Source organism: Caulobacter sp. GW821-FHT09B08, assembly GCF_059418225.1.
In genome coordinates this window covers 160,678-187,364 of sequence record NZ_JBWKPL010000001.1, presented here as the reverse complement: position 1 = coordinate 187,364, position 26,687 = coordinate 160,678, and the positions used below count along the sequence as shown (strand labels likewise).

Here is a 26,687-nt window from a genome sequence, read left to right as displayed (position 1 = left end):
TCGGATGGCCGCTGTGCTCAATACGCGTCGATCATCACGCCCGGATCGCCGCCGCGCCGGTACGGCCCCTGGAAGTTCGGATCCGCCCGCCGTCTCCGGTCGGGGCCGAAATAGTCGGCGCAGCGGATGAAGGGGCGGGGGTGCTCGATGATCAGGTTGATGCGGTGGATCACGCCGCGCGCCGTCACCGGCTTGGCCAGGAACTCGTTTACCCCCGCGTCGCGCGCCTCGGCCACCCGGCGCAGGGTGGAGTGGCCGGTGATCATGATGACGGGCGCGAAGGGATCGGGGCTGTCGGGCGAGTTGCGCAGCAGATTGACGAAGTCGATGCCGTCCAGCGGACCCATGGTCAGGTCGGTCATGACCAGGTCCATCTGGGTCTCGCGCATGGCGTGGAGGGCCTCGGCCCCGTCCAGGGCCTCGAAGATGTGGCGCACGCCCAGCGCCCGCAGGATCTCGGTCAGCAGCACGCGCATATGCTGATTATCGTCGACCAGCAGGATCTTCAGCAGATCGAAGCGCACGGGCCCGCTCTTTCCGGCGGCGGCCCGCAGGGCGGCTCGCACGGGTCGAAGGTTACGGGGCTGAAACACGCGGTCAATCGCAAATTGACCGGAAAGCTCAATGTTTTCAGTCTTTAGTCGAAATTCGACATAGGCGGCGCGGGGTGTCGGGCGCGTGGATGCGACGGGTTCGGAAGAGTCTTGGTTGTATCCCGGATGAGAACATCCTTAATTTTCGGCGGAGCTTGATTACCTTTTGTCAACGAAAAATACAGGAACGAGTCGCATCGTCGGAGAGTTGAGTGGCTGGAGGATTTGTTTCCAATGCCGTCTCGTGACGAACTCATCAAGCGCGAAGCTCTGGAGCTCTGGGCGCAAATCCACGATGAGCCCCCGCCCGAGGTGAGCGGCGGGGAATTGCTTGAGATCATCTGTCGAGATCTTGACGTTTACGGTTACGACCGCGTGCAGTCGCCGTTCCTGCGTCCGACCATGATCATGCGCCCCGAGGAATGGCCCGAGGCGCGCAAGGGCTAGCGGCTAGGGCGCGGCTTCCAAACCCTCGGACGCCTCCACCGATCTTCTTTTTTAAAGCCGTCATTCCCGCCCTTGTGGCGGGAACCTCTCTGTCCGCCGCAGGTGCGGGAGGGTGGCGCGCCAGCGCGCCAAGACGCTTCACGTGCAAGCTGAACCAGGGGTTCCCGCCACAAGGGCGGGAATGACGGCTGAGATTGAGAGGGGCGCGCCCTTTAAACCCGCCCCTCGACCCCAGGCACGAACGCCCCGCCGCCGGTCTGGCCGCGATGGCGCAGGAAGGCGTCGGCCAGGACGCAGGCGGTCATGGCTTCGACCACCGGCACGCCGCGGATGCCCACGCACGGATCGTGACGGCCCTTGGTGCGCAGGTCGATCTCGGCGCCCGCCTCGTTCACGGTCTCGCGCGGCACCAGGATCGAGGAGGTCGGCTTGAACGCCACCCGCGCCACCACCGGCTGGCCGGTGGAGAGGCCGCCCAAGACGCCCCCGGCGTGGTTGCTAAGAAACACTGGACCGTCGTTGCCCCCATCAGGGCCCATGCGCATCTGGTCGGCGTTATCCTCGCCGGAGAGCGCGGCCGAAGCGAAGCCCTCGCCGATCTCCACGCCCTTGGCGGCGTTGATCGACATCAGGGCCGAGGCCAGCTCGGCGTCCAACTTGCCGTAGAGCGGCGCGCCCCAGCCGGCCGGAACGCCCACGGCCTCCACCTCGACCACGGCGCCGGTCGAGGAGCCAGCCTTGCGGACCTTTTCCAGGTGCTCTTCCCACACGGGGATCACGGCGGCGTCGGGCGACCAGTAGGGGTTCTCGTTCGTCTGATCCCAATCCCAATTGGCGCGGTCGATCTTGTGCGGGCCGATCTGCACCAGGGCGGCGCGCACCGTGACGCCGGGGATCACCAGCCGCGCCACGGCGCCGGCGGCCACTCGCGCGGCGGTCTCGCGCGCCGAGCTGCGCCCGCCGCCGCGATAGTCGCGCACGCCGTACTTGGCGAAATAGGGATAGTCGGCGTGGCCGGGGCGGAAGGCCTGGGCGATCTCGCCATAGTCCTTGGAGCGCTGGTCAGTGTTCTCGATCATCAGGCTGATCGGCGTGCCGGTGGTGCGCAGGCCGTCCGTCCGCTCGTCCTCGAACACCCCCGACAGGATGCGCACGACGTCCGGCTCCTGGCGCTGGGTGACGAACTTGCCCTGGCCGGGGCGGCGCTTGTCGAGGAAGGCCTGGATGGCCTCGGCGCTGATGGCGATGCCGGGCGGCACGCCATCGACCACGCAGCCCAGGGCCGGGCCGTGGCTCTCGCCCCAGGTGGTGACACGGAACAGGTGGCCGAAGGTGTTGTGCGACATGGGGGCGGTGTAGCGGAAAGCTTGAGGAGGGGCAAAACCAACAAGATCCTCCCCCTGTGGGGGAGGTGGCCCGAAGGGCCGGAGGGGGGAGTGGGCCAACCCGCGCAATATCTCCCCACCGATCGCTTCGCGATCGCCTCCCCCACAGGGGGAGGGCCTAAGAGCGCTACTCCACCCCGTACAGCTTCCCCCGTACAGCCACCTTCGGATCGATCGACAGCGCCAGGGCCTTGTCGGCGTCGGCCTTGTCGGTCTTGCCGGCGCGGCGCAGGGCCACAGAGCGGGCGTAGAGCGACCAGGCCTGGCGGGGGCGGGCGGCCAGGGCGGCGTCGTAGTCGGCCAGGGCCTTGTCCAGTTCGCCGCGCCGCAGCCGCACCAGGGCGCGGCTGTCCAGGATGTTCGGCGAGCCGGGACGCAGCTTCAGCGCCGCCTGGCAGTCGCCGAGCGCCGCGTCCAGTTCCCGGTTCAGCAGGGCCCGCGCCCAGCAGCGGCCGTTGAAGGCTTCCGCGCGCTGCGCGTCTTCGGGATGGGCGCGGAGCCAGAGATCGTAGTTCTTGAGGGCGATCTCGGGCAGGTCGGCGCGGTCGGCAAGCCCGCCCAGGCGCATGCGGGCGTCCGACGAGGGGGGCAGGTCCTTGCCCGCCGCCTCCAGGTCGGCGACGGCGCCGTCGCGGTCGCCCTTGGCCAGCAGCACAGGGGCGCGCGCCATGCGGGGCTCGGCGTCGTCCGGCGCCAGCTCGACGGCCTTGTCCAGGTCGGCCAGGGCCGGCTTGAGCTCGCGCGCGGCCATGTGGGCCTGGGCCCGCTGCAGGCGGTAGCGCGGCTCGGTCGGCGCCAGCTCGATGGCCTTGCCGAAGTCGGCGATCGCCGCTTCCATCTGGCCCTTGGACGCGGCCACGGCGCCGCGCTGGCTGTAGCCGGCCGCGTCGGTGGGCGCCTCGGACTTGTCGGTCAGGTCCAGCGCCTTGCCGTCGCTGTCCACGGCGCCCTTGGGCGACAGGCCGAAGAACGGCCCGCCCTCGTAGGTGATGAACATGCGGTGGTTCTCGTTGTCGACGAAGACCCGGTGGCTGAGGAAGAAGTCGATGCCGATCAGCATGTCGATGTCGTCCAGCGACTGGTCCATGATCCGCAACGTCGGCCGCTTGATCGTCTCGCCGGCGATGTCGATGGTGTCCAGCTTGGCGCGCCACGACCGCACGGTCTTGCGCCCGACGCCCACGAACGTGGCGTCCGGCTCGACCCCCGGGCTGTCGGGCGTGAGGCCCAGGCGCCTGGCCGCCGGCAGGGACAGCACCGAGGTCGAGGCGCCGGTGTCGAACATGGCGTCCAGCTCCACGCCGTTGACGGTGACCTTGCCGATCGTGCGCGTGCGGCCCTGGTCGGTGTAGCGCAGCTTCAGCACCGTGTAGGGCCGGTCGCCGGTCCAGTAGGCCAGGCCCTTGTCCTTGCAGCCGTCCACCTTCATCAGCCGCACCGCGCCGTGCGGCAGGTCGTATTCGACGTCCTGCAGGCCCAGGATGTTCTGGCCCAGCATGCCGGCATAGCCGGTGTCGCCGCCGCCCACCGCGAACTCGACGTTGCGGATGTCCTCGCCGGCGATGGTGAAGGTCTTGGCCGTGGCCACGCCCAGGCCGGTCTCGCCGCCCACGCCCTTCATCTTGACGTTCGGCCCCATGCTGCGGACGCTCAGGCCGAACTCCTGGGCGTTGGCCTGGGCGATGGTGCTGTAGAAGGCGCCGCTGTCGAGGACGAAGCGCGCCTCCTGGCCGTTGATCTTGGCGCCGATGATCGGTCTACGACCGGCCATGGTCACCGGAATGTCGGCGAACTTGACCACCTGGCAGCCGGCCGCCGCGAAGGCGGCCTGCGGCGCGGCCACCGCCGCCAGGGCCGCGCCCAGCAAAAGTCCGCCCAGCCGCTGGCCCGACCCGAATACTCCAGACATGCATCCCCCCGTTACGCGCCCATGGCCCGCTCCTGTCGGACCGACGGCCGCCTATTCATGACGCCTCAAGGTAGAGTTCGCCAGCCTTCTTGTTCAGGTCGTCCGGCGCCGCTGCTTGGCGGCGTCCGCCAGGTAGTCCTCCAGGTTGGTCCAGCCGTCGTCGTCGCGGTCCAGGGCGCCGTCGGCCTTTTTCGGGTCGAGGCCGTGGGCCTTCTCCCAGGCGTCGGGCATGCCGTCGCCGTCGGTGTCGACAGGGGCCTTGCCCGGGGGCAGGGCGGGCCAGCCGCCGACGTCCTTCTGGCTGTCGATCTGCTTGCCGGTCTTGTCGCGCACCCCGGCGATCACGCGGGCGTCGACGCTGTCGCGGAACGTCGAGGCGCCGGCGTCCTTCAGCACGCGCTCATAGGCGCTGGCCGCCGGATCGGGCGCGACCGGGGCCACGTCGATCGGCCCCGCCTGGCGGTAGCCGTCGGCCTGCAGCCCGTCGACCAGGCTCCACGGATCGGCGGGGACCACGCCGTTCATGCTGTTGCCGGCGAACCAGGCCTTGGCCAGGCTGTTGCTCTCGTTGAAGGCGATGGCCTTCTCGCTGTCGGGACCCGTGACATAGGCGTTGTCGACGAAGTTGTAGGCCGCCAGCGAGGCCTTGTCGGCGTCGTAGCCGGCCCGGCCCTTGCCCCAGTTGTAGAAGACGTTGGAGCGGAAATCGAAGAACGCCCCGACCGGGTCCTTGTCCGGCCCCTCGTAGTTGCCGGGGCGCGGCATGCGGGCCAGGTGGCTGGCCCACAGATTGTGGTGGAAGCTGATCTTCGAACCGTTCCCGCCCCGGATCAGGCTGCCGTAGCCGTGGTCGCCCTTGGCGTGGATCGAGTGGCGCAGGCTTTCGCTGATGATCGACCACTGGACGGTGAGATCATGGAAGCCCTGCCCCGGCTCGTCGTAGCGCGCCGAGGCCGACAGGGTCTCGTCCACCGACCAGCTGGCCGAGACGTGGTCCAGGATGATCCGCCGGCCCTTGTTGATCCAGATGGCGTCGCCCTCGGTCCGGCTCTCGTCGCCCAGGCGCGAGCGGATGAAGCGGATCACCACGTCGTCGGCGGCCACGATCAGGGTCTGGTCGCGCAGGGTGATCCCGCCGCCCGGGGCGGTCTGGCCGGCGATGGTGATGTTCGGCTCGACGATCTTCAGCGGGGTCTTGAGCGGGATCGTGCCGGCCACGTCGAAGACCACGGTGCGCGGCCCCTTGGCCTCGACGGCGGCGCGCAGGCTGCCCGGACCGGCGTCGTCCAGATTGGTCACCCTCAGCATCGCCCCGCCGCGCCCGCCGGTCGAGAGGCGTCCCGCCCCCTCGGCGCCGGGGAAGGCCAGGACCTCATGCGGGGCGGCGTGGGCGGCGGTGGTCAGGGCCAGCGCGGCCGCGAGAGCGTATCGGACAGGCATGCGTTTCCCCGGTCTTGCGCTCATCGGGGCAACGGCCGACCGGAGCGTTCGTTGGGGCGAACATCACTCGTGCGGTAAGTCCTGTCCACCGGTGTCATCGTTGTATTGCAAAGCTTTGCGTGACGGTCGGTTGACAGCGCTCGCCACAATCATGGTTAGCGAACGGGCGTTCGAAGGCATGATTTGCCGACAATTCGGGCGCCATGGGGTCGGTCGTTCGAAACGTCGTCGAAAACGCGCGACCTATTGTCCTGCCCCCATCCCGCGAACCTGACACTGGTGTCATGCTCCCCCATCCGGCGAGTGATTCGGCCGTTCGAATCCCGCTGCCTTGTTTCGGGGGAAACATGTCCGACCAAGACGCCAGCCTCCGCCCAGAGCGTATCCTGGAACTCAGCGAGCGGCTCAGCGTGGTCGCGGGCGAGAAGATCGGCGAGATCGCCTACGTCAACCGCTCGGCCAAGATGCTGGCCATCAACGCCCTGATCGTGGCCGCCCGCGCGGGCGAGGCCGGACGCGGCTTCGCGATCGTGGCCGAGGAGTTCAAGACGATCTCCACCCAGATCGACGTGGTGGCCGCCGCCCTGGAGAGCCAGGTGCGCGCCGACCTCAACGAGCTGACCCAGATCGGCGGCGCCATCCTGGGTCACCTGCGCGGCCAGCGCCTGGTGGACCTGGCCCTCAACGCCATCGAGATCATCGACCGCAACCTCTATGAGCGCACCTGCGACGTGCGCTGGTGGGCCACCGACAGCGCCGTGGTCGACTGCGTCGCCGCGCCGACGCGCGAGGCCTGCGCCTATGCCAGCCAGCGGCTGAAGGTGATCCTGGACGCCTATACCGTCTATCTCGACCTCTGGATCGCCGACGCCCAGGGGCGGGTGATCGCCACGGGCCGTCCCGACAAGTATCCGGCCGCCAAGAACATCTCGGTGGCCGAGGCCGACTGGTTCCGCAACGCCATGCGCACCAAGTCGGGCGACGACTTCGCCGTGGCCGACATCGAGCGCGTCAAGGCGCTGAACGACGCCCCGGTGGCCACCTACGCCACGGCCATCCGCGAGGGCGGCCAGGCGGGCGGCAAGGTGCTGGGCGTCCTGGGCATCCACTTCGACTGGAAGCCCCAGGCCCAGGCGGTGGTCGACGGCGTGCGCCTGACCGAGGAAGAGCGCGCCCGCTCGCGGGTGATGCTGCTGGACCAGAACCACCGGGTGCTGGCCAGCTCCGACGGCAAGGGCGTGCTGGAAGAGACCTTCAAGCTCGACACCGCCGGCGGCGTGATGAGCAGCTACGCCGACGGCGCCAAGACCATCGGCTACGCCCTGACCCCGGGCTACGAGACCTACGAGGGCCTGGGCTGGTACGGCTGCCTGGTCCAGACGGCCGAGGTCGAGAAGGCGGGCGCCGTTCGCCCCGCCGCGACGCCCCCGCCGACCTTGGCGAGCAAGCTGAGCGCGGCCTAAAGCCCCTCTCCCTCTGGGAGAGGGGTCAAACCTCCCAGAACCGGAACGCCGTCAGCCCGCCGACGATGTCGCGCCGCGCGACGCCCAGCAGGTCGGTGATGGTCAGCACCACGGTGTAGAGCACCGCGCTGACGCCCGGCACGAAGAAGATCGCCAGGAACACGCCGATGAAGACCAGCCCGCCCAGGCGCGTGGCTTGCTGCTGGATCCCCTCCGGCAGATAGGGGCGGATCACGCCGAAGCCGTCCAGGCCGGGCAGGGGCAGAAGGTTCAGCACCAGGGCGAAGGCCTGCAGGAAGGCCAGGAAGGCCGCGGCGCGCGACAGGGCGCTGGTCTCCACCCCGAACGCCCGGTCGGCGGCCAGGCAGATCGCCAGCACGATCAGCACCAGCAGCGTGCCCAGCGGCCCGGCCAGCGAGGCCAGGGCCCGGCCGCGCCGGCTGCGCATCAGGTCGTCGCGCAGATAGACCGCCCCGCCCGGAAAGCCGATGCCGCCCAGGGCCAGGGCGATCAGCGGCAGGATCAGGCTGGTCGACAGGTCGGTGTATTTCACCGGGTCCAGGGTCAGGTAGCCCTTGTCGGCGATGGTGTGGTCGCCGGCCTTCCAGGCCACGAAGGCGTGGGCGAATTCGTGGATCACCACGCTGAGGATCCAGCCCACCACCACGAAGGCGAAGGTCAGCACGCCCGGCGGGTCGGGCAGGCGGGCCAGGGCGAAGGCCAGGCCCGTGAAGATCGCCACCAGGATCAGGGCGTTGGCGCTGATCGGGGCGGGGCGCGAGGGCTTGGTGGGGCGGACGTCGGCGAGGGTCATGCTGCAGGTTGTAGCTGCTCCGGCTCCGGGCGGGAACCAAGATCGCCGCCCGCGCGCTGCCTGGGAGCAGTTGGGGAACGAGCGAGGGAACCCGACCATGAACCTGACGATGCAAGCCGCCGCCGCCCTGACCCTGACCGCCCTGCTGGGCGGTTGCGCCTCCGGCGGCCAGATGGCCAGCCGAGGCCCCAGCAGCGACGAGCGGATGTTCGCCACCACGTTCGCCGCCTGCCGCGACCAGGTCCGCGCCGGCAAGACCGACAACTTCAAGATCTCGCCCGCCTCGCCGGCCGCCCAAGGCACGCCGGCCGGCGACACCGGCCTGCGCCTGAAGGCCCCCTACGACCGGGTCAAGTCCGGCAAGTACCGCCGCAGCCACAACACCGCCATCGAGGCGGCGACGGACCGGTGCCTGTCGGCGAACGGGTATTCGGTTTCGTAAAACCCAATCTCCGGCCGTCATTCCCGCCCTTGTGGCGGGAACCCCTGGTTCAGCTCGTACGTGCGTTGCCTTGGCGCGCCAGCGCGCCACACCCCTGCACCTGCGGCGGACAGAGGGGTTCCCGCCACAAGGGCGGGAATGACGATAGTATTGGGAAATGCCGTCGAAGCCTCACCCCCGAGGCGTCCGCCCCGCGTGATAGACCACCATCGGCCCCAGCCGCCCGCACCCCGTGCATTCGCCCAGCTTGCGCACCGGGCTCGTGGCCCACAGGCGCAGGCCGCCCCTGAACGGCCGGTCGCGGCCGCAGTTCTCGCAGCGGATGCGCCAGGCGCGGCGCTCGCGGGCGATGGCGTCGGCGATGCGGCTGAAGAAGCCCATCCTAATCCACCCCGCTCAGCACCCCTCGGATCGTCTCCACCACCTGGTCCACCTGGCTCTGCTCGATGATCAGCGGCGGCGACAGGGCGATGATGTCGCCGGTGACGCGGATCAGCAAACCCTTGTCGAAGGCGGTCTCGAAGGCCTCCATGGCCCGGGCCGTGGGGGCGCCCGGCCTCGGGGCCAGTTCGATGCCGGCGATCAGGCCGAAGTCGCGGATGTCGATCACGTGGCGGGCGTCCTTCAGCGAGTGCACCGCCGCGCGCCAGTAGGGCTCCATGTCCAGCGCCCGCTGGAAGAGGCCCTCCTCCTGATAGACCTCCAGCGTCGCCATGCCCGCCGCGCAGGCCAGGGGGTGGGCCGAATAGGTGTAGCCGTGGAAGAGCTCGATGGGGGCGTCGGCGCCGTCCATCATCGCTTGATAGATCGCCTCGCTGGCCGCCACCGCTCCCGCCGGGACGGCGGCGTTGGTCAGGCCCTTGGCCATGCAGATCATGTCGGGCGTCACCCCGAACCGCTCGGCCGCGAACGGCGCGCCGACGCGGCCGAAGCCGGTGATCACCTCGTCGAAGATCAGCAGGATGTCGTGCTTGTCGCAGATCGCCCGCAGGCGCTGCAGATAGCCTTCGGGCGGCACCAGCACGCCGGTCGAGCCCGCCACGGGCTCGACGATGACGGCGGCGATGTTGGAGGCGTCGTGCAGGGCGACGATGGCCTCCAGGGCGTCGGCCAGCTCGGCCCCGTTCTTGGGCAGGCCCTGGCTGAAGAGGTTGCCCGGTACGCCGTGGGTGTGGGGCAGGTGGTCGACGCCGGTCAGCAGGCTGCCGAAGTACATCCGGTTCTTGGGGATGCCGCCCACCGAGATGCCGCCGAAGCCCACGCCGTGATAGCCGCGCTCGCGGCCGATCAGCCGGGTCTTGGTCCCCTTGCCGCGCGCCCGGTGATAGGCCAGGGCGATCTTCAGGGCGGTGTCGACCGACTCCGAGCCCGAGCCGGTGAAGAAGATGCGGTCCAGCCCCTTGGGCGTGATCTGGGCGATGCGGCTGGCGAAGGCGAAGGCCGCCGGGTGGCCCATGTTGAAGCTGGGGGCGTAGTCCATCTCGCCGGCCTGGCGGCGGATGGCTTCGACGATCCTGGGCCGGTTGTGCCCGGCGTTGACGCACCACAGGCCCGAGGTGGCGTCCAGCACCTGGCGGCCGTCGGGCGTCTTGTAGTGCATGCCCTCGGCGTGGCTGAGCAGGCGCGGCTGGGCCTTGAACCGCCGGTTGGGCGTGAAGGGCATCCAGAAGGCGTCGAGGTCGTTTGCGCCGAAATCGGGCATGGGCGGGTTCTCTGGGTCTGGCGTTCTGGGAGGACGCGTGCATTGTGATCGCAATTGCGTGGGCTGGCGCAAGCGGATTCAGGAGGCGGGGAGGGCATGAGCACGCAGACGCGCAAGCCTCTCGCCGACAGCCTGGCCATCCACGACCAGGTCTACGAGGCCATTCGCCAGGCCCTGATCACCGGCCGGATCGCGCCGGGCGTGGGGGTCAGCCTGCGCAGCCTGGCCGGCGAGCTGGGGGTCAGCCCCATGCCGGTGCGCGACGCGGTGCGGCGGCTGGTGGCCGAGCGGGCCCTGGCGATCAACCCGGCCAACAAGCGCCTGTCCGTGCCGTCCCTGACCGCCGCGCGGCTGGAGCAGCTGTCCCAGGCCCGCCTCTGGATCGAGCCGGAACTGGCCGCCCGCGCCGCCCCCCACGCCGACGCGGCCCTGCTGAAACACCTGCGCGACCTGGACGCGGCCGTCGACGACGCCCTGAAGCTGGGCGATGTCGACGCCTATATGACCGCCAACCACGACTTCCACTTCGCCCTCTACGAACGGGCCGAGGCCGAGGTGCTGCTGGCCATGGCCGGCGGGCTGTGGCTGCAGATCGGGCCGTTCATGCGGGTGGTGTTCGGCCGGGTGGGCGCCGACGGCCTGGTGGCCGACCGCCACGCCGAGGCCATGGAGGCGCTCAAGGCCCGCGACGCCGAAGCCTCCCGCCGGGCCGTGGCGGCCGACATCTCCGAGGGCATGGACAAGATGCGCGTGGCGGTGGGGGCGGGATGATGTGTTCTCCTCCTCACCCGCAAAGCGGGGGAGGTGGCGCGCTGCGGATACGCAGCGTGACGGAGGGGGCGTCCTCCGCCGCACGACGCCCCCTCCGTCACGTCGCCTATCGGCGCCGCGCCACCTCCCCCGTTGCACGGGTGAGGAGGAAGCAGGCGCCCCGCACAAACCTCACCGCTCCCCCGCCGCCCCGCCTTGACAGTCGGCGATCCGACGCAAACTGTGATCACAATTTTCGGAGTATCTTCGCGTGACCGCCGTCCGTCCCCTCGACGCCCTTGCCACCCTCGCCCTGCCCGGGCGGGCGGTGATCGACGGCGCCCTGGTCGAGGCGGCGTCCGGGGCGACCTTCCACAACGTCTCGCCGCGCGACGGCCAGGTGATCAACCAGGTCGCCGCCTGCCAGGGCGAGGACGTCGAGCGCGCCGTCGCCTCGGCCCGCGCCGCCTTCGAGGACGGCCGCTGGCGCGACCAGGGCCCGCGCGCCAAGAAGGCGGTGCTGTTCAAGCTGGCCGAGCTGATGGAACGCGACGCCGAGGAACTGGCCCTGCTGGAGAGCCTGGACACCGGCAAGCCGATCCGCGACGCCCGTGCCGTCGACATCCCGTTGGCCATCGGCACCACCCGCTGGTACGCCGAGGCGCTGGACAAGATCTATGGCGAGGTCGGCGCCTCGCCCATCGACCGCCTGTCGTGGGCGGTGCACGAGCCGCTGGGGGTGATCGGGGCCATCGTGCCCTGGAACTTCCCGCTGCACATGGCGATGTGGAAGGTCGCCCCGGCCCTGGCCATGGGCAATTCCGTCGTCCTCAAGCCCGCCGAGCAGTCGCCGCTGACGGCGCTGAAGCTGGGCGAGCTGGCCCTCGAAGCGGGGCTCCCGGCAGGGGTCTTGAACGTCATCCCCGGCCTGGGCGGCGTCGCCGGCGAGGCCCTGGCCCTGTCGATGGACGTCGACATGATCGCCTTCACCGGCTCGGGTCCGGTGGGCCGGCGGCTGATGGACTATTCGGCGCGCAGCAACCTCAAGCGCGTCTCGCTGGAGTTGGGCGGCAAGTCGCCCCAGATCGTCTTCGCCGACTGCAAGCATCTGGACGCCGCCGCCGAGGCCGCCGCCTGGGGCGTGTTCTATAACCAGGGCGAGGTCTGCACCGCCGCCTCGCGCCTGCTGGTGCAGGACAGCATCAAGGACGAGTTCCTGGAGAAGGTGGTCGCCGTGGCCAGGACCATGGTCCCCGGCGATCCGCTCGATCCAGAGACAAGCTTCGGGGCCATGGTCAGCGAGCGGCAGATGAACACCGCCCTGGACTACATCGCCACCGCCGACAGCCAGGGCGCCCGCCGGGTGCTGGGCGGCCGGCGCGTGCGCACCGAGACCGGCGGCTTCTATGTGGAGCCCACCATCTTCGACGGCCTGGCCCCCGACCACACCCTGGCGCGGGAAGAGGTGTTCGGCCCGGTGCTGGGGGTGCAGACCTTCAAGACCGCCGACGAGGCCATGCGCCTGGCCAACGACACCGTCTACGGCCTGGCCGCGGGCCTGTGGTCCAGCGACATCGACCAGGCCCTGGGCTGCGCCCGGAGGCTGAAGGCGGGGCTGGTCTGGGTCAACGGCTGGGACGCCTGCGACATCACCATGCCGTTCGGCGGCTTCAAGCAGTCGGGCTTCGGCCGGGATCGCAGCCTGCACGCCCTGCACAAGTACGCCGACCTGAAGTCGGTGTCGGTGACGCTGAGGTGATGGGGATGAGCCGTTCAACTCACCTCCATTCTCAGTCGTCATTCCCGCCCTTGTGGCGGGAACCCCTGGTTCAGTCCGCACGTGAAGCGCAAGCGGACCGCCGGCGGTCCGCTCCCGCTGCCCTTGCGGCGGACAGAGGGGTTCCCGCCACAAGGGCGGGAATGACGGGCGGGAAAAATGGATGGGTGGATTGTGGGGAATGCGCCGCATGACCCCCAAGCCCGCCAACGCCCCCATCCTCGCCGACCTCCTTCAGGACGAGGCCCGCCGCTTCGTGGCCGAACACCCCCGCTCGTGCGCCATGTCGCGTCAGTCGGCCGATGTCTGGCGGGGCGGGGCGCCGATGCACTGGATGACGGACTGGGCCAGCCCGTGCCCGATCTTCGCGGCGCAGGGCGTGGGCGCCCAGATCACCGACGTCGACGGCAAGCTCTACGACGACTTCTGCCTGGCCGACACGCCGGCCATGTTCGGCCATGGCCAGGAGGCGGTGGCCCGGGCGGTGGCCGACCAGGCGATGCGCGGGACCGGCTTCATGCTGCCCACCGCCGGCGCTGTGATCGTCGGACGCCTGCTGGCCGAGCGCTTCGGCCTGCCGCTGTGGCAGGTGGCGACCACGGCCAGCGACGCCAACCGCGCCGCCATCCGCTGGGCGCGGGCGGTGACCGAGCGGCCCGTGATCCTGGTGTTCGACGGCTGCTATCACGGCATGGTCGACGACGCCTTCGTGGTGCTGAAGGACGGCCAACCCGTCATGAAGCCCGGCCTGCTGGGCCAGGTCCACGACCTGACGGCCACCACCCGCGTGATCCCGTTCAACGACCCCGAAGCTCTGGCCGCCGCTCTGGCGCCCGGCGACGTCGCCGCCGTCCTGGCCGAGCCGGCCATGACCAATTGCGGGATGATCCTGCCGCAGGCCGGCTATCTGGACGTGCTGCGCGACCTGACCCGCCAGGCCGGGACCCTGCTGATCATCGACGAGACCCACACCATCTCGACCGGCCCCGGCGGCTATGCCCGCGCCCATGGGCTGGAGCCGGACATGCTGGTGATCGGCAAGGCCGTCGCCGGCGGGGTGCCCGCCGCCGTCTGGGGCGTGACCGCCCGGCTGTCGGAATGCATGGACCGCGCCGCCGCCCGGATCGGGCCGGGCCAGTCGGGCATCGGCACCACCCTTTCCGGCAATGCCCTGGCCCTGGCCGCCATGCGCGCCATGCTGACCGACGTGATGACCGACGCGGCCTACGCTCGGATGCTGGCCGGCGCCGGCCGCCTGGTCGAGGGGCTGCGGGGCGTGATCGCCGCGCGGAATCTCCCCTGGTCGGTGGTCCACGTCGGGGCCCGGGTGGAGCTGGTCTTCGCCGCCTCGCCGCCGAAAAACGCCGCCCTCATGCGCGAGGCGCTGGACGCCGACCTGCTGGCCGCGCTTCATCTGTGGCTGATCAATCGCGGGGTGCTGATCGCGCCCTTCCACAACATGATGCTGGTGTCGCCCGTGACCGAGGACGCCGCGATCGACCGCCTGGTCGAGGCGGTGGACGGGTTCGCGGGCGCGCTGGAGGGACTTTCGCTGTGACCTTTTCAAATCCCAACATCCCGGCGAAGGCCGGGACCCAAGCCGAGGCGGCGGCAAGCATCCTGGACGGAACACCAAGCTCAGCTTGGGTCCCGGCCTTCGCCGGGATGTTGGGAAGTAGGGGTGGCGTGGTGGGGGCGTCAGCATGAGCCAGGTCGCCCCGCTCCAGGAATGCACCGACTTCCTCGCCGCCAACCCGCAGGTGAAGTTCGTCGACGTGTTCTTCACCTCCATGACCGGCGTGCCGCGCGGCAAGCGGCTGCGGATCCACGAGCTGCCGGCGATCTACGAGTACGGCCGTTTCCTGCCGGGCTCGGTGCTGGTGGTCGACACCAACGGGGCCGACTGCGAGGAGACGGGCCTGGTCTGGGAGGACGGCGACGCCGACCGCCGCGCGCGGCCCGTGCCGGGCAGCCTGACCCTGGCCCCCTGGCTGGGCGACGACATGGCCCAGGTGATGCTGTCCATGTACGAGCTGGACGGGACGCCCAACGACCTGGACCCGCGCCATGTGCTGCAGCGGGTGTTGGACCGCTTCGCCGCCGACGGTCTGACCCCGGTCGCCGCCTGCGAACTGGAATACTATCTGGTCGACCAGAAGCGCGGCCCGAACGGCGAGCTGCTGCCCGCCCGCTCGGCCCAGACCGGCGAGCGGCCGCACGGCATCCAGGTCTACGGCCTGCCCGAGCTGGAGGCCCAGGCGCCGTTCCTGCGCGAGCTGTGGGCTGTCTGCGACACCCTGGGCGTGCCGCTGGAAGGCGCGATTTCGGAGTTCGCCCCGGGCCAGGTCGAGCTGACCCTCAAGCACAAGCCCGACGCCCTGACCGCCGCCGACGACGCCCTGCGCTACAAGCGCGCCGCCAAGGGCGTGGCCCTCAAGCACGGCGCCGAGGCCACCTTCATGGCCAAGCCCTGGGCCGACCAGGCCGGCAACGGCTTCCACGTCCATGTCAGCTTCAACGACGCAGCGGGAAACAACCTCTGCGCCGCCGAGGACATCGAGGGCTCCGACCTGCTGAAACACGCCATCGGCGGCATGAAGGTGCTGATGGCCGACTGCATGGCGATCCTGGCGCCCAACGCCAATTCCTATCGCCGCTTCAAGGCCAACAGCTACGCGCCCGTCGCCCCGACCTGGGGCGTCAACAACCGCACGGTATCCTTGCGCGTGCCGGCCGGCCCGCCGCCGACGCGTCACGTCGAGCACCGCGTGGCCGGGGCCGACGCCAATCCGTACCTGGTGCTGGCGGCTCTGCTGGCCTGCGCCCACTACGGCATCTCCAACAAGATCGATCCGGGTCCGGCGGTGGTCGGCGACGGCTACGCGGCCGCGGCCAAGGAGAAGATCCGCCTGCCGACCGACTGGTACGCGGCGGTGAACCTGTTCGAGGCCTCCGACGTGCTGCGCGACTATCTGGGCGCGCGGTTCGTGGAGATGTTCGTCTCGGTCAAGCGCACCGAGCAGGCGCGCTTCGCCGAGGTGGTCGGGCAGCTGGATTATGACTGGTATCTGCGCAACGCCTGACGGCGGGGCGTGAAATGTGGAGTTGAGGTGGATGCCCGATCCCCCTTCCCCCTTGATGGGGGAAGGGCCGGGGATGGGGGTGATGGGGTGGTTCAGCGGCGCGGCCGTTGTCACCCCCACCCCCGACCCCTCCCCCATCAAGGGGGAGGGGAGTCATGTGGATCTTTGGTTGTCAGACGAATTCAAGGGGAGAGAAGGCCATGAGCACCAACCGCATTCTCGGCACGCGCCGCTCGCTGCTGACGGCCATGGGCGCCGCCGCCATCGGCATCAGCTTCACCGCCTGCGGGCAGAAGCCCCAGGGCGAGGCGACGAAGTCGGCCAATGGCGAGGAAGCCAAGCTGAACTTCTACAACTGGGACACCTATATCGGCGAGACCACGCTGGGCGACTTCAAGAAGGCCACCGGCGTCGACGTGAACATGAGCCTGTTCGCCACCAACGACGAGCTGTTCGCCAAGCTGAAGGCGGGCAACGCCGGCTACGACGTGATCGTGCCGTCCAACGAGTTCGTGACCCGCATGGGCCAGGCGGGCATGCTGGAGCCGCTGGACCACGCCAAGATCCCCAACATCAAGAACATCGACCCGGCCTTCCTGGACCCCGACTACGACAAGGGCCGCAAGTTCTCCATGCCCTATACCTGGCTGGTGCTGGGCATCGGCTATCGCAAGTCCAAGGTGAAGGGCGTTCCCGACAGCTGGAAGTACCTGTTCGACAGCGCCCAGTATAACGGGCGCATCGCCCTGCTGTCGGAAAGCGCCGACCTGATCCGCCTGGCCGCCAAGTACAAGGGCCACAGCGTCAACAACATCCCGCCCGAGCTCGTCACCGAGATCGAGAAGATGCTGATCCGCCAGAAGCCCTATGTGAAGGCGTTCCACGACGACAACGGCCAGGACATGCTGGTGGCCGGCGATGTGGACCTGGTGCTGGAATATAACGGCGACATCGCCCAGGTCATGAAGGACGATCCGGACATCGACTTCGTGATCCCCAAGGAAGGGTCGCTGATCAACTCCGACACCCTGTGCATCCCCAAGGGCGCGCCGCGTCCCGACAACGCGCACAAGTTCATCAACTACCTGCTGGACGCCCAGGCCGGGGCCGAGATCTCCAAGACGATCCTGTACCCGACGCCCAATGCGGCGGCCAAGGCGCTGATGCCGCCGGAATACCGCGACAACCCGGTGATCTTCCCGCCCGCCGACATCATGTCCAAGTGCGAGTACGGGGCGTTCGAAGGGGCCGAGAAGGCCAGCCTGTACGAGGAAGTCATCACCCGCGTGCGGGCGGCTTAAACCCTCTTCTCCCTTCCCCCTTGATGGGGGAAGGGCGGGGATGGGGGTGACGCCGCCGGCGGATTGCACGCCGACCGCGCCACCTCCTGAACCGCTTTCACCCCCATCCCCAGCCCTTCCCCCATCAAGGGGGAAGGGGGCAGACGGAGCCCCACGATGGAGCAGAGCTGGAAACAGGCGAAAGCCGTCTTCGCCGGGGCGCTGGCCGCGCCGCTGGTGTGGCTGGTGCTGTTCTTCCTGATCCCCCTGGCCATCGTCTGGGCCTACAGCTTCGGCCACAACGAGGGCCTGACCCAGATCGCCATCACGGGCACGTTCAAGAACTACGCCCGGGCCATCGAGCCGCTGTACCTGAAGATCTTCCTGAAGTCGGCCTCCGTGGCCGCCCTGACCACGGGCCTCTGCCTGGTGATCGGCTTCCCGGTGGCCCTGGCCATCACCTTCGCCTCGCCAAAGGCCAAGGCCTGGCTGCTGCTACTGATCATGCTGCCGTTCTGGACGAACCTCCTGATCCGCACCTACGCCCTGATCGCCGTGCTGCGGAACGAGGGCTACATCAACAAGTCGCTCGAGGCGGTTTGGAACCTGGCGGCCAAGGTGGTGGCCCTGCCGTCGTTCCAGCCGCTGGAGATGATGCACACCAATTTCGCGGTCATCGTGGGCCTCGTTTACGTCCACCTGCCGTTCATGGTGCTGCCGCTCTATTCGGCCCTGGATCGCCTCGACAAGTCGCTGCTGGAGGCCAGTCTCGACCTCGGCGCCGGGCACATGCGCACCCTGTTCCGCGTGGTCGTGCCCCTGGCCCTGCCGGGCATCGCCTCGGGCGTGCTGATCACCTTCATCCCGGCCCTGGGGGCCTATCTGACGCCCGACCTGCTGGGCGGTCCCGACAGCCAGATGATCGCCAACGTCATCGAGCGCCAGTTCAAGCGCGCCAACGACTGGCCCTTCGGCGCGGCCCTGTCGTTCCTGCTGATGTACCTGACCTTCATCGCCATCGCGGTGCAGGCGCTGCTGGCGCGGACGAAGAAGGGGGAACGGGCGTGACTTTCCTCCCATCCCACAACGCCAACATCCCGGCGAAGGCCGGGACCCAAGCCGAGGCGGCGGCAAGCATCCTGGACGAAACATCCAACTCAGCTTGGGTCCCGGCCTTCGCCGGGATGTTGGGAGTTTGGGGACGGGGAGCCTTCCAATGACCAAACGCAGCGCCCCCGGTCCGCTGGAATATCTCCGCCGCTGGCAGATGCAGGCCTGGCTGGCCGCCGTGGGGGTGTTCCTCTACGCGCCGCTGATCGCCCTGATGGCCTTCAGCTTCAACGACAGCCGGCGCAACATCGTCTGGAAGGGCTTCACCCTCAAATATTACGAGAAGGCCTTCAACAACGACGGCCTGATCGAGGCCTTCGCCAACTCCCTCACCATCGCGGCCCTGTGCACGGTGCTGAGCGTGGCCCTGGGGGCCATGGTCGCCCTGGTGCTGTGGCGCTTCCGCTTCCCCGGCAAGACCGCCCTGGACGGCGCCCTGGCCCTGCCCATCGTGGTGCCCGAAATCTGCATGGGCGTGGCCATGCTGGTGTTCTTCGCCAAGGTCTTCCCCTGGCCGGTGGGCCTGCCCTGGCCGCTGAACCTGGGCGCCATCACCATCGCCCACGTGTCGTTCTCGTTCCCGTTCGTGGCGGTGGTGGTGCGCGCGCGCATGGCCAGCTTCAACCGCGAGATGGAGGAGGCGGCCCGCGACCTCGGGGCCGGCGAATGGCGCACGATCAAGGACGTGATCCTGCCGCACATGGCCCCATCGCTGGTGGCCGGCGCCCTGCTGGCCTTCACGCTGAGCCTCGACGACTTCGTCATCACTTTCTTCACCGCCGGCCCGGACACGGTGACCTTCCCGGTGAAGGTCTATTCGATGGTCCGCTTCTCGGTGACGCCCGAGGTCAACGCGGCCTCGACCATCCTGATCGTCCTGACCGTGATCCTGACCGCCGTGGCGCTGAAGCTGCAGGGCGACCCGGCCGGCGTGGCCGGGGCGCATGGGGACGGCAAATGAGCGGCATGACGCCCCCTCCGTCGGGCTTCGCCCGCCACCTCCCCCGTTTCACGGGGGAGGAGAGAGCCGCTCCTCCTCACCCGCGCAGCGGGGGAGGTGGCGCGATGCGCAGCATCGTGACGGAGGGGGCGTCCTGCGGCCGTTCCAACATGACCGAATTCGACCTGTCTCGGGGGCAGACGACGTGACCAGCCAACCCATCATCACCTTCGAGAACGTCACCAAGCGCTTCGGCAAGCTGGCGGCGGTCGACAACGTGTCGCTGAGCGTCAACGAGGGCGAGTTCTTCGCCCTGCTGGGGCCGTCGGGCTGCGGCAAGACCACCCTGCTACGCATGCTGGCCGGGTTCGAGACCCCGACCGAGGGCCGCATCCTGATCGACGGCCAGGACATCTCCAACGTGCCGCCCAACAAGCGCCCGGTGAACATGGTGTTCCAGTCCTACGCCGTCTTCCCGCACATGAGCGTGGCCGACAACGTCGCCTACGGCCTGAAGGTGGACCGCGTCTCCAAGGCCGAGCGCGACCGCCGGGTGGAGGAGGCGCTGGACCTGGTCCAGCTGCACGGCCTGGCCCAGCGCAAGCCCGACCAGCTGTCGGGCGGCCAGCGCCAGCGCGTCGCCCTGGCCCGGGCCCTGGTGAAGCGCCCCCGCGTGCTGCTGCTGGACGAGCCCCTGTCGGCCCTGGACGCCAAGCTGCGCGAGCAGATGCGCACCGAGCTCTGCACCCTGCAGGAGAAGGTCGGCATCACCTTCATCATGGTCACCCACGACCAGGACGAGGCCCTCGCGCTCGCCAGCCGCTGCGCGGTGATGAACCGCGGCGTGCTGCAGCAGGTGGCCGGCCCCAGCGACCTCTACGAGTTCCCCAACAGCCGCTTCGTGGCCGACTTCATCGGCAGCGTGAACCTGTTCGAGGGCGTGCTGGCGGTGGATGAACCGAGCCACGCGGTGGTGCGCTCGCCGGATCTCGACTGCGACATCTTCCTGGACCACGGCGTCACCGGCGCACGCGGCGGCACGGTCTGGGCGGCGCTGCGGCCCGAGAAGATTGAACTGCACAAACGCCCCGACGGCGCCCCGCCGCCGAACATGGGCGACTGTCCGGTGGGGCAGAACGCCGTGGCCGGGGTGATCAAGCACGAGGCCTATCTGGGTGGGCAGAGCCTGTATGAGGTCGAGATTAGGAGCGGCCGGAGGATCAAGGTGGCGCGGCAGAACCTGACCCGCTGGGACCAGGAGGACTTCAAGCTGGGCGAGGCCGTGTGGCTGGGCTGGCACGCCTGTTCGCCGGCGGTGTTGTTGAGCTGATCATGCCCGTGGCTCACCCCCTTGCCCCCACCTGGCGGCTGCGCCGCACGGGCGGCAGGGCTCTTCCCCCTATGGGGGAAGACGACCGCGAAGCGGTCCGTAGGGGGCAAGTGATGAGACCCGTCGCCGGCGTCATCTGCTGCACCCGCACCGTCGGGATCGAACCGGCCCAGGCGGTGATGAACCGCTATGTGGCCGGCGCGATGAAATACGCCGACGCCGCGGCCCTGCTGGTTCCCTCCATGCCCGAACTCATGAAGGCCTCCGAGGTCGCCTCCCGCCTGGACGGCCTGATGCTGACCGGCAGCCCCTCCAACATGGAGCCCGCCCGCTACGGCCAGGACGTGCCCGACGCTCCGGGCCCCTTCGACGCGGCGCGCGACACCATGACCGCCGACCTGATCAAGGCCATGCTCGACCTCGGCCGGCCCGTCTTCGGCGTCTGCCGAGGCTTCCAGGAGATCAATGTCGCGTTCGGAGGCACCCTGCGGCGGGACATGTCGGACACCGGCGCGCCCCTGCCGCACCACGCCCCCGACGAGGTCGATTTCGACGGCATGTTCGACCACGAGCACCGCGTCGACCTGACCCCGCGCGGCGTGCTGGCCACGGCCTTCGGCGCCGAGACGGCCACCGTCAATTCCGTGCACTATCAGGGCGTGGACCAGCTGGGCGAAGGCCTGCTGGTCGAGGCCCGCGCGCCTGACGGCGTGGTGGAAGCCGTGTCGGCCAAGGTCAACGGCGCGCCCGTCCTGGCCGTCCAGTGGCATCCCGAATGGAAGCCCGAGCGCAATCCGCAGAGCCAGGCGTTCTTCCAGGTGTTCGGCCGCGCCCTTAGAGGCGCCCCGCTTTCCCCTCCCCCTTGATGGGGGAGGGGCAGGGGTGGGGGTGATGCGGCAGTCAGTTTCGCGCCACACCTTCGACCGCTGTCACCCCCATCCCCGACCCTTCCCCCATCAAAGGGGGAAGGGAGCAAAAAAGAAAAATCGTCCAGGAGTACCCCCCGATGACCGTCCCCATCCGCAACCACGACATCGCCGAGCTGAAGCGCCTGGACCTGGCCCACCACCTGCCGGCCCAGGCCGACCACAAGGTGATCGCGGAGCTCGGCGGCAGCCGGATCATCACCCGGGCCGACGGCGTCTACATCCATGACGGCGAGGGCCACCAGATCCTGGACGGCATGGCCGGGCTGTGGTGCGTGAACGTGGGCTACGGTCGCGAGGAGCTGGCCAAGGCCGCCTACGACCAGATGCTGGAGCTGCCCTACTACAACACCTTCTTCAAGACGGCCTCGCCGCCGCCGATCCGGCTGGCCACCAAGATCGCCGAGAAGATGGGCGGGCGCCTGACCCACGTCTTCTACAATTCGTCGGGGTCGGAGGCCAACGACACGGTCTTCCGCCTGGCCCGCCACTACTGGAAGCTCAAGGGCCAGCCCCAGCGCACCCAGTTCATCAGCCGCTGGAACGCCTATCACGGCTCTACCGTCGCCGGCGTCTCGCTGGGCGGCATGAAGCACATGCATGTGCAGGGCGACCTGCCGATCCCCGGCGTGCACCACGTGATGCAGCCCTACCAGTTCAACGACGGCTTCGGCGAGGACCCCGCCGCCTTCCGCGACCGGGCGGTCAAGGCGATCGAGGACAAGATCCTCGAGGTCGGTCCCGAGAACGTCGCCGCCTTCATCGGCGAGCCGGTGCAGGGGGCGGGCGGGGTGATCATCCCGCCGGACGGCTACTGGCCCGCCGTCGAGGCGGTGTGCCGCAAGTACGGGATCCTGCTGGTCTGCGACGAGGTGATCTGCGGCTTCGGGCGCCTGGGAACCTGGTTCGGCCACCAGCACTATGGCGTGAAGCCCGACATGATCGCCATGGCCAAGGGCCTGTCGTCCGGCTACCTGCCGATTTCGGCCGTGGGCGTGGCCGACCACATCGTCGCCGAACTGCGCGAGAAGGGCGGCGACTTCATCCACGGCTTTACCTATTCCGGCCACCCGACGGCGGCGGCCGTGGCGCTGAAGAACATCGAGATCATGGAGCGCGAAGGCCTGGTCGAGCGCACTCGCGACGACACCGGGCCCTATCTGGCCAAGGCCCTGGCCAGCCTGAACGACCATCCGCTGGTGGGCGAGACCCGGTCGCTGGGCCTGATCGGCGCGGTCGAGATCGTGCGCGAAAAAGGGACCAACCATCGCTTCCTCGACAAGGAGGGCGAGGCCGGGCCCATCGTCCGCGACCTGTGCATCAAGAACGGCCTGATGGTCCGCGCCATCCGCGACAGCATCGTCTGCTGCCCGCCCCTGATCATCACCCACGCCCAGATCGACGAGCTGGTGGGCATCATCCGCAAGAGCCTGGACGAAGCCGAGCCGGTGCTGCGGGCGCTGAAGCCGGAGGCGGCGGGATGAGTACGGGCAGTCTCACGGGCGCACGGCGAGGATGATCGCCGATGCGCCCCCGCGTTACCTCAGCGAATAAGCTCGACCTCGACGCCGAGTTCCTCGGCCAGGTCCTTCCATGCCCGGTCGGCGGTCAGCGCCGTCGCGTTCGTGGCGCGGGCCAGGGCGAGGCAAAAGCGGTCGCCCAGCGAAAGGCCCGCCTTGCGCGTGGCCGCGAGCATGAGGCCGGCTTCGATGGCCAGGGCTTCATCCGGCGCTATGTAGGTGATGGGCAAGCCGGCCAGCAGAGCGTCGATATCGTTACGGTCCGCGCCCAACTTGGCGAAATGGCCCACGACCTCGGCGAGGTTGAAGGTTGTCATGCTCGCCCCGTGCAAGACGGCGTCGACCCGATCCGCGCCAGGCTCATCCTTCAAAGTCGCGATCAGCGCCGAGGCGTCGAGGACGACCGTCAATCCTCGGCCTCGGCTTCGCGTCGGCGCTCCGCCAGGAAGTCATCGACCGAGGCGCCGGGCTGGTCGCCGATGATCTTGCGCGCGATGTCGCGGGCCCGATCCATGACCTGCTTGATGCTGCGCACATGCAGTTCGCCGTCGACGACCTCGATCACCACCGGGCCGCCGTTCTCCAGGCCGGCCGCCGCGCGAACGTCGGAGGGGAAAGTCACCCCGCCGTCTTCGGACATGATTGCCTTGATCGCCGTCATCTCGGATGAACCCGCGTCTGTGAGTACCGGTAATAATACCGGAAGTCCCGCGATCGGACCATCCGCCAAACCTCCGCCACGCCGCGCACGCCGATCCTAGCCACGAGGGACGATGCGATTGTCGCCGACGTCCTAGAAGATCAGACTTCCAAAGCGCGAGGAGCGCCCCCGTGAAGTACAAAGAAAAGAAATCCAAGCCCGCCCCCAAGACCACGCGCGGGGCGTCCACGCTGGACGACGCCAAGGAGTGGTTCGCCCGGCAGAACATCGAGGAGATCGAGTGCGTCGTGCCCGATCTCGCCGGCGTGGCGCGGGGCAAGATCATGCCGGTGCGCAAGTTCCTGGGCACCCCGTCGATGAACCTGCCGCTGGCGGTGTTCTACCAGACCATCACCGGCGACTTCCCCGAGTTCGAGGGCGACGTCGATTCCGTCCAGGCCGACACCGACGTCATCCTGACCCCGGACCTGGCCACCCTGGCCGTGGTGCCCTGGGCCCAGGATCCGACCGCCCAGGTGATCCACGACGCCTTCCACCCCGACGGCCGCCCGGTGGAGGAGAGCCCGCGCCAGGTGCTGCGCCGCGTGCTGGCCCTCTATCGCGAGAAGGGCTGGGAGCCGGTGGTGGCGCCCGAAATCGAGTTCTACCTGGTCGAGAAGAACACCGACCCGGACTATCCGCTGAAGCCTCCGGTGGGTCGTTCCGGAAGACCGGAAACCGGCCGCCAGGGCTACTCCATCGCGGCGGTCAACGAGTTCGACGCCCTGTTCGAGGACATGTATGAATATTCCGAGCGCCAGGGCCTGGAGATCGACACCCTGATCCACGAGAGCGGCGTGGCCCAGATGGAGATCAACCTGCGGCACGGCAATCCGCTGGAGCTGGCCGACCAGGTGTTCATGATGAAGCGCACCATCCGGGAGGTGGCGCTGGAGCACGACATCTACGCCACCTTCATGGCCAAGCCGATGGCCGCCGAGCCCGGCAGCGCCATGCACATCCACCAGTCGATCCTGGGCGAGGACGGCGATAACCTGTTCTCCGATCCCAAGACCCGCGAGGCCACGCCGCTGTTCTACGCCTTCATCGCCGGGCAGCAGCGCTACCTGCCGGCGATCATGGCGATCCTGGCGCCGTACGTGAACAGCTACCGCCGGATCGCGCGGGACTCGGGCGCGCCGGTCAACACCCAGTGGGGCTACGACAACCGCACCTGCGGCCTGCGGGTGCCGCCATCGGATCCGGCCAACCGCCGGGTCGAGAACCGCATCCCCTCGTCGGACGCCAACCCCTACCTGGCCATCGCCGCGGTGCTGGCGGCGGGCTATCTGGGCATGATCCACAACCTGTCGCCCACGGCGCCGGTGGATACGGACGCCAATGTGCGAGGCATCGAGCTGCCGCGCAGCCTCTTGGAATCGGTGGCCCTGTTCGAGGCCGCGACGCCGCTGATCGACATTCTCGGGAGCACCTTCTGCGCCGCCTACGCCACGGTGAAACAGGCCGAGTACGAGACCTTCATGCGCACGATCAGCCCGTGGGAGCGGGAGTTCCTGTTGCTGAATGTGTGAGGCCGTGCGCGCCGACTTGCCCCCACCTGGCGACTGGCGTCGCCTGTCCGCCCCCATAGGGGGCGGAGCTTTCGAACCGTCCACGCCACGCGGCTCCGCCCCCTATGGGGGCGGACAGACCGCGAAGCGGTCAGGTGGGGGCAAGTAGGTGTTCGCTAACACCGGCCACCCCGCCACCTCCTGGTACGCCGCCACGGCCACGCCGTTCCCGGCGCTGCCGCCCCTGACCGCCGACACCCGCGCCGACGTCTGCATCGTCGGCGCCGGCTATACCGGCCTGGGCGCCGCGCTGGAGCTGGGCACGCGCGGGGTGTCCGTCGTCGTCCTGGAAGCCGCCCAGGTCGGGTCCGGCGCGTCGGGGCGCAACGGCGGCCAGGTCCATATGGGCCAGCGCAACGACCAGGCGTGGCTGGAGAAGACCCTCGGCCGCGACGACGCCCTGGCCCTGTGGCGCATGGCCGGCGACGCGCGGACCCATCTCCTCTCCCTGATCGCCGAGCACGGCATCGCCTGCGACTTCACCCCCGGCATGATCCACGCTCGCCACAAGCCTGGCGGCGAGGCCGAGGACGCGGCCCACATCGAGTTCATGGCCAGCCGCTACGGCTACGACCAGCTGTCGCTGATCGGCGAGGCCGAGCTGGCGCGGGAACTGGGGACCGAGGTCTATCACGGCGGCCTTATCGACCGGGGCGGCGGCCACCTGCATCCCCTGAACCTGGCGCTGGGCATGGCGCGGGCGACCCTGGCGGCGGGGGCCGTAATCCATGAGCAGACCCGCGCCACGGCCTGGCGGCGCGAGGGCGGGTCGATCATCGTCGATACGCCGAACGGCAAGGTCACCTGCGACCAGTTGATCCTGACCGGCGACGGCTATCTCGACACCCTGGTGGGCGGCGCGGCGCGGGCGCGGGTGATGCCGATCAACAACTTCATCCTGGCCACCGAGCCGTTGGGTGAGCGCGTCGACAGCATCATCCGCAGTAACGCCGCCGTGGCCGACAGCCGGTTCGTGATCAACTATTTCCGCAAGAGCCCCGACGGCCGGCTGCTGTTCGGCGGCGGCGAGAACTACCGGCCCGGCTTCCCGCCCGACCTGACGGGCTTCGTGCGGCGGCACATGCTGAAGATCTATCCGGACCTGGCGGACGTGAAGGTCACCCACGCCTGGGGCGGGAGCCTGGGGATCACGGTGCACCGCGCGCCGTATGTGCGCGAGCTGGCGCCGGGCGTGCGGATCGCGGCGGGCTATTCGGGGCAGGGGGTGATGCTGGCGCCGTGGTTCGGCAAGCTGCTGGCCGACGCGGCCTTGGGCGAGGGGGAGGGTGTCGCGTTGCTGTCGCGTCTGCCGACCCCGCCGTTCCCGGGCGGGCGGTTGCTGCGGTGGCCGCTGACGGTGGCGGGGCTGAGCTGGTACGCGATGCGGGATCGGCTCTAGGACGGAGCGACGCGACTTGCCCCCACCTGACCGCTGCGCGGTCTGTCCGCCCCCATAGGGGGCGGAGCTTTCGAACCGCCCGCGCCGTGCGGCTCCGCCCCCTATG

At 69.2% G+C, this 26,687-nt stretch carries 24 protein-coding genes and 1 pseudogene; 16 read left to right on the top strand and 9 right to left on the bottom strand.

Annotated features, from left to right (window positions below; translation table 11 throughout):
- Positions 1–17 precede the first annotated feature (17 nt).
- Positions 18–524: a response regulator gene (locus AC07OA_RS00915; RefSeq protein WP_494661876.1), complete on the bottom strand. Its 507-nt coding sequence runs from the start codon at positions 522–524 to the stop codon at positions 18–20.
- A gap of 303 nt (positions 525–827) precedes the next feature.
- Between AC07OA_RS00915 and AC07OA_RS00910 the strand changes: the two genes are divergently transcribed.
- On the top strand, positions 828–1,040 hold the full coding sequence (locus tag AC07OA_RS00910) for a hypothetical protein (RefSeq protein ID WP_494661875.1): 213 nt from the start codon (positions 828–830) through the stop codon (positions 1,038–1,040).
- 212 nt (positions 1,041–1,252) lie between these two features.
- On the opposite strand, the gene aroC is transcribed toward AC07OA_RS00910, so the two are convergent.
- The 3 genes from aroC to AC07OA_RS00895 form a co-directional block, all read right to left on the bottom strand.
- Positions 1,253–2,386 carry a chorismate synthase gene (aroC, locus tag AC07OA_RS00905; RefSeq protein ID WP_494661874.1) on the bottom strand — a complete coding sequence of 378 codons (1,134 nt, stop codon included), beginning with the start codon at positions 2,384–2,386 and terminating at the stop codon, positions 1,253–1,255.
- A gap of 166 nt (positions 2,387–2,552) precedes the next feature.
- Positions 2,553–4,334: an aspartyl protease family protein gene (locus tag AC07OA_RS00900; RefSeq protein ID WP_494661873.1), complete on the bottom strand. Its 1,782-nt coding sequence runs from the start codon at positions 4,332–4,334 to the stop codon at positions 2,553–2,555.
- Between the two features lie 93 nt (positions 4,335–4,427).
- Positions 4,428–5,774 carry a pectate lyase gene (locus AC07OA_RS00895; protein ID WP_494661872.1) on the bottom strand — a complete coding sequence of 449 codons (1,347 nt, stop codon included), beginning with the start codon at positions 5,772–5,774 and terminating at the stop codon, positions 4,428–4,430.
- A 347-nt stretch (positions 5,775–6,121) separates the two neighbouring features.
- Between AC07OA_RS00895 and AC07OA_RS00890 the strand changes: the two genes are divergently transcribed.
- Positions 6,122–7,237 carry a cache domain-containing protein gene (locus AC07OA_RS00890; RefSeq protein ID WP_494661871.1) on the top strand — a complete coding sequence of 372 codons (1,116 nt, stop codon included), beginning with the start codon at positions 6,122–6,124 and terminating at the stop codon, positions 7,235–7,237.
- 25 nt (positions 7,238–7,262) lie between these two features.
- On the opposite strand, the gene AC07OA_RS00885 is transcribed toward AC07OA_RS00890, so the two are convergent.
- Positions 7,263–8,051: a site-2 protease family protein gene (locus AC07OA_RS00885; RefSeq protein ID WP_494661870.1), complete on the bottom strand. Its 789-nt coding sequence runs from the start codon at positions 8,049–8,051 to the stop codon at positions 7,263–7,265.
- A 97-nt stretch (positions 8,052–8,148) separates the two neighbouring features.
- Between AC07OA_RS00885 and AC07OA_RS00880 the strand changes: the two genes are divergently transcribed.
- Positions 8,149–8,493, top strand: coding sequence for a hypothetical protein (locus AC07OA_RS00880; protein ID WP_494661869.1), 345 nt, complete (start codon positions 8,149–8,151; stop codon positions 8,491–8,493).
- Between the two features lie 171 nt (positions 8,494–8,664).
- Here AC07OA_RS00880 and AC07OA_RS00875 read toward each other — a convergent pair whose 3' ends face one another.
- Positions 8,665–8,874: a hypothetical protein gene (locus AC07OA_RS00875; RefSeq protein ID WP_494661868.1), complete on the bottom strand. Its 210-nt coding sequence runs from the start codon at positions 8,872–8,874 to the stop codon at positions 8,665–8,667.
- 1 nt (position 8,875) lies between these two features.
- A complete protein-coding gene (gene aptA / locus AC07OA_RS00870; RefSeq protein ID WP_494661867.1) occupies positions 8,876–10,195 on the bottom strand; it encodes an omega-aminotransferase AptA in 1,320 nt (439 codons plus the stop codon).
- A gap of 96 nt (positions 10,196–10,291) precedes the next feature.
- Here aptA and AC07OA_RS00865 point away from each other — a divergent pair, with 96 nt between their 5' ends.
- The 11 genes and pseudogenes from AC07OA_RS00865 (at position 10,292) to AC07OA_RS00815 (ending at position 22,875) form a co-directional block, all read left to right on the top strand.
- On the top strand, positions 10,292–10,966 hold the full coding sequence (locus tag AC07OA_RS00865) for a GntR family transcriptional regulator (RefSeq protein ID WP_494661866.1): 675 nt from the start codon (positions 10,292–10,294) through the stop codon (positions 10,964–10,966).
- Between the two features lie 44 nt (positions 10,967–11,010).
- Positions 11,011–11,112, top strand: a pseudogene (locus AC07OA_RS00860) (TPM domain-containing protein); the annotation flags it as partial.
- 104 nt (positions 11,113–11,216) lie between these two features.
- A complete protein-coding gene (locus AC07OA_RS00855; protein ID WP_494661865.1) occupies positions 11,217–12,704 on the top strand; it encodes an aldehyde dehydrogenase in 1,488 nt (495 codons plus the stop codon).
- A gap of 181 nt (positions 12,705–12,885) precedes the next feature.
- The gene (locus AC07OA_RS00850) at positions 12,886–14,280 is read left to right on the top strand and encodes an aspartate aminotransferase family protein (RefSeq protein WP_494661864.1); all 1,395 of its coding nucleotides are present in this window, start codon (positions 12,886–12,888) and stop codon (positions 14,278–14,280) included.
- Between the two features lie 145 nt (positions 14,281–14,425).
- A complete protein-coding gene (locus AC07OA_RS00845; protein WP_494661863.1) occupies positions 14,426–15,805 on the top strand; it encodes a glutamine synthetase family protein in 1,380 nt (459 codons plus the stop codon).
- A 200-nt stretch (positions 15,806–16,005) separates the two neighbouring features.
- Positions 16,006–17,106, top strand: coding sequence for an ABC transporter substrate-binding protein (locus AC07OA_RS00840; RefSeq protein ID WP_494661862.1), 1,101 nt, complete (start codon positions 16,006–16,008; stop codon positions 17,104–17,106).
- Between the two features lie 156 nt (positions 17,107–17,262).
- Entirely contained in the window at positions 17,263–18,153 is an 891-nt protein-coding gene (locus AC07OA_RS00835; protein WP_494661861.1) for an ABC transporter permease, read from the top strand.
- A 127-nt stretch (positions 18,154–18,280) separates the two neighbouring features.
- Positions 18,281–19,156 (top strand): ABC transporter permease, encoded by an 876-nt coding sequence (locus AC07OA_RS00830; RefSeq protein WP_494661860.1) that lies wholly within the window; start codon positions 18,281–18,283, stop codon positions 19,154–19,156.
- A gap of 184 nt (positions 19,157–19,340) precedes the next feature.
- Positions 19,341–20,465, top strand: a complete 1,125-nt coding sequence (locus tag AC07OA_RS00825) for an ABC transporter ATP-binding protein (RefSeq protein WP_494661859.1) — start codon at positions 19,341–19,343, stop codon at positions 20,463–20,465.
- A gap of 113 nt (positions 20,466–20,578) precedes the next feature.
- The gene (locus tag AC07OA_RS00820) at positions 20,579–21,331 is read left to right on the top strand and encodes a gamma-glutamyl-gamma-aminobutyrate hydrolase family protein (protein WP_494661858.1); all 753 of its coding nucleotides are present in this window, start codon (positions 20,579–20,581) and stop codon (positions 21,329–21,331) included.
- 140 nt (positions 21,332–21,471) lie between these two features.
- A complete protein-coding gene (locus AC07OA_RS00815; protein ID WP_494661857.1) occupies positions 21,472–22,875 on the top strand; it encodes an aspartate aminotransferase family protein in 1,404 nt (467 codons plus the stop codon).
- A 59-nt stretch (positions 22,876–22,934) separates the two neighbouring features.
- Here AC07OA_RS00815 and AC07OA_RS00810 read toward each other — a convergent pair whose 3' ends face one another.
- Together AC07OA_RS00810 and AC07OA_RS00805 are read right to left on the bottom strand one after the other, a co-directional pair.
- A complete protein-coding gene (locus AC07OA_RS00810) occupies positions 22,935–23,321 on the bottom strand; it encodes a type II toxin-antitoxin system VapC family toxin (RefSeq protein ID WP_494661856.1) in 387 nt (128 codons plus the stop codon).
- Positions 23,318–23,572 (bottom strand): AbrB/MazE/SpoVT family DNA-binding domain-containing protein, encoded by a 255-nt coding sequence (locus AC07OA_RS00805; RefSeq protein ID WP_494661855.1) that lies wholly within the window; start codon positions 23,570–23,572, stop codon positions 23,318–23,320. The genes AC07OA_RS00810 and AC07OA_RS00805 overlap by 4 nt, the downstream gene beginning before the upstream one ends.
- A 170-nt stretch (positions 23,573–23,742) precedes the next feature.
- Between AC07OA_RS00805 and AC07OA_RS00800 the strand changes: the two genes are divergently transcribed.
- Both AC07OA_RS00800 and AC07OA_RS00795 read left to right on the top strand, forming a co-directional pair.
- Positions 23,743–25,143: a glutamine synthetase family protein gene (locus tag AC07OA_RS00800; protein ID WP_494661854.1), complete on the top strand. Its 1,401-nt coding sequence runs from the start codon at positions 23,743–23,745 to the stop codon at positions 25,141–25,143.
- A 148-nt stretch (positions 25,144–25,291) separates the two neighbouring features.
- The gene (locus AC07OA_RS00795; RefSeq protein WP_494661853.1) at positions 25,292–26,581 is read left to right on the top strand and encodes an NAD(P)/FAD-dependent oxidoreductase; all 1,290 of its coding nucleotides are present in this window, start codon (positions 25,292–25,294) and stop codon (positions 26,579–26,581) included.
- The last annotated feature ends 106 nt before the right edge of the window (positions 26,582–26,687 follow it).

Excerpts from the sequence above, each read along its gene's own strand:
- AC07OA_RS00910 (WP_494661875.1), top strand. The coding sequence starts at position 828 with ATGCCGTCTCGTGACGAACTCATCAAGCGCGAAGCTCTGGAGCTCTGG.
- aroC (WP_494661874.1), bottom strand. The coding sequence starts at position 2,386 with ATGTCGCACAACACCTTCGGCCACCTGTTCCGTGTCACCACCTGGGGC.
- AC07OA_RS00900 (WP_494661873.1), bottom strand. The coding sequence starts at position 4,334 with ATGTCTGGAGTATTCGGGTCGGGCCAGCGGCTGGGCGGACTTTTGCTG.
- AC07OA_RS00895 (WP_494661872.1), bottom strand. The coding sequence starts at position 5,774 with ATGCCTGTCCGATACGCTCTCGCGGCCGCGCTGGCCCTGACCACCGCC.
- AC07OA_RS00890 (WP_494661871.1), top strand. The coding sequence starts at position 6,122 with ATGTCCGACCAAGACGCCAGCCTCCGCCCAGAGCGTATCCTGGAACTC.
- AC07OA_RS00885 (WP_494661870.1), bottom strand. The coding sequence starts at position 8,051 with ATGACCCTCGCCGACGTCCGCCCCACCAAGCCCTCGCGCCCCGCCCCG.
- AC07OA_RS00880 (WP_494661869.1), top strand. The coding sequence starts at position 8,149 with ATGAACCTGACGATGCAAGCCGCCGCCGCCCTGACCCTGACCGCCCTG.
- AC07OA_RS00875 (WP_494661868.1), bottom strand. The coding sequence starts at position 8,874 with ATGGGCTTCTTCAGCCGCATCGCCGACGCCATCGCCCGCGAGCGCCGC.
- aptA (WP_494661867.1), bottom strand. The coding sequence starts at position 10,195 with ATGCCCGATTTCGGCGCAAACGACCTCGACGCCTTCTGGATGCCCTTC.
- AC07OA_RS00865 (WP_494661866.1), top strand. The coding sequence starts at position 10,292 with ATGAGCACGCAGACGCGCAAGCCTCTCGCCGACAGCCTGGCCATCCAC.
- AC07OA_RS00850 (WP_494661864.1), top strand. The coding sequence starts at position 12,886 with ATGGGTGGATTGTGGGGAATGCGCCGCATGACCCCCAAGCCCGCCAAC.
- AC07OA_RS00845 (WP_494661863.1), top strand. The coding sequence starts at position 14,426 with ATGAGCCAGGTCGCCCCGCTCCAGGAATGCACCGACTTCCTCGCCGCC.
- AC07OA_RS00840 (WP_494661862.1), top strand. The coding sequence starts at position 16,006 with ATGAGCACCAACCGCATTCTCGGCACGCGCCGCTCGCTGCTGACGGCC.
- AC07OA_RS00835 (WP_494661861.1), top strand. The coding sequence starts at position 17,263 with ATGGAGCAGAGCTGGAAACAGGCGAAAGCCGTCTTCGCCGGGGCGCTG.
- AC07OA_RS00820 (WP_494661858.1), top strand. The coding sequence starts at position 20,579 with ATGAGACCCGTCGCCGGCGTCATCTGCTGCACCCGCACCGTCGGGATC.
- AC07OA_RS00815 (WP_494661857.1), top strand. The coding sequence starts at position 21,472 with ATGACCGTCCCCATCCGCAACCACGACATCGCCGAGCTGAAGCGCCTG.
- AC07OA_RS00805 (WP_494661855.1), bottom strand. The coding sequence starts at position 23,572 with ATGACGGCGATCAAGGCAATCATGTCCGAAGACGGCGGGGTGACTTTC.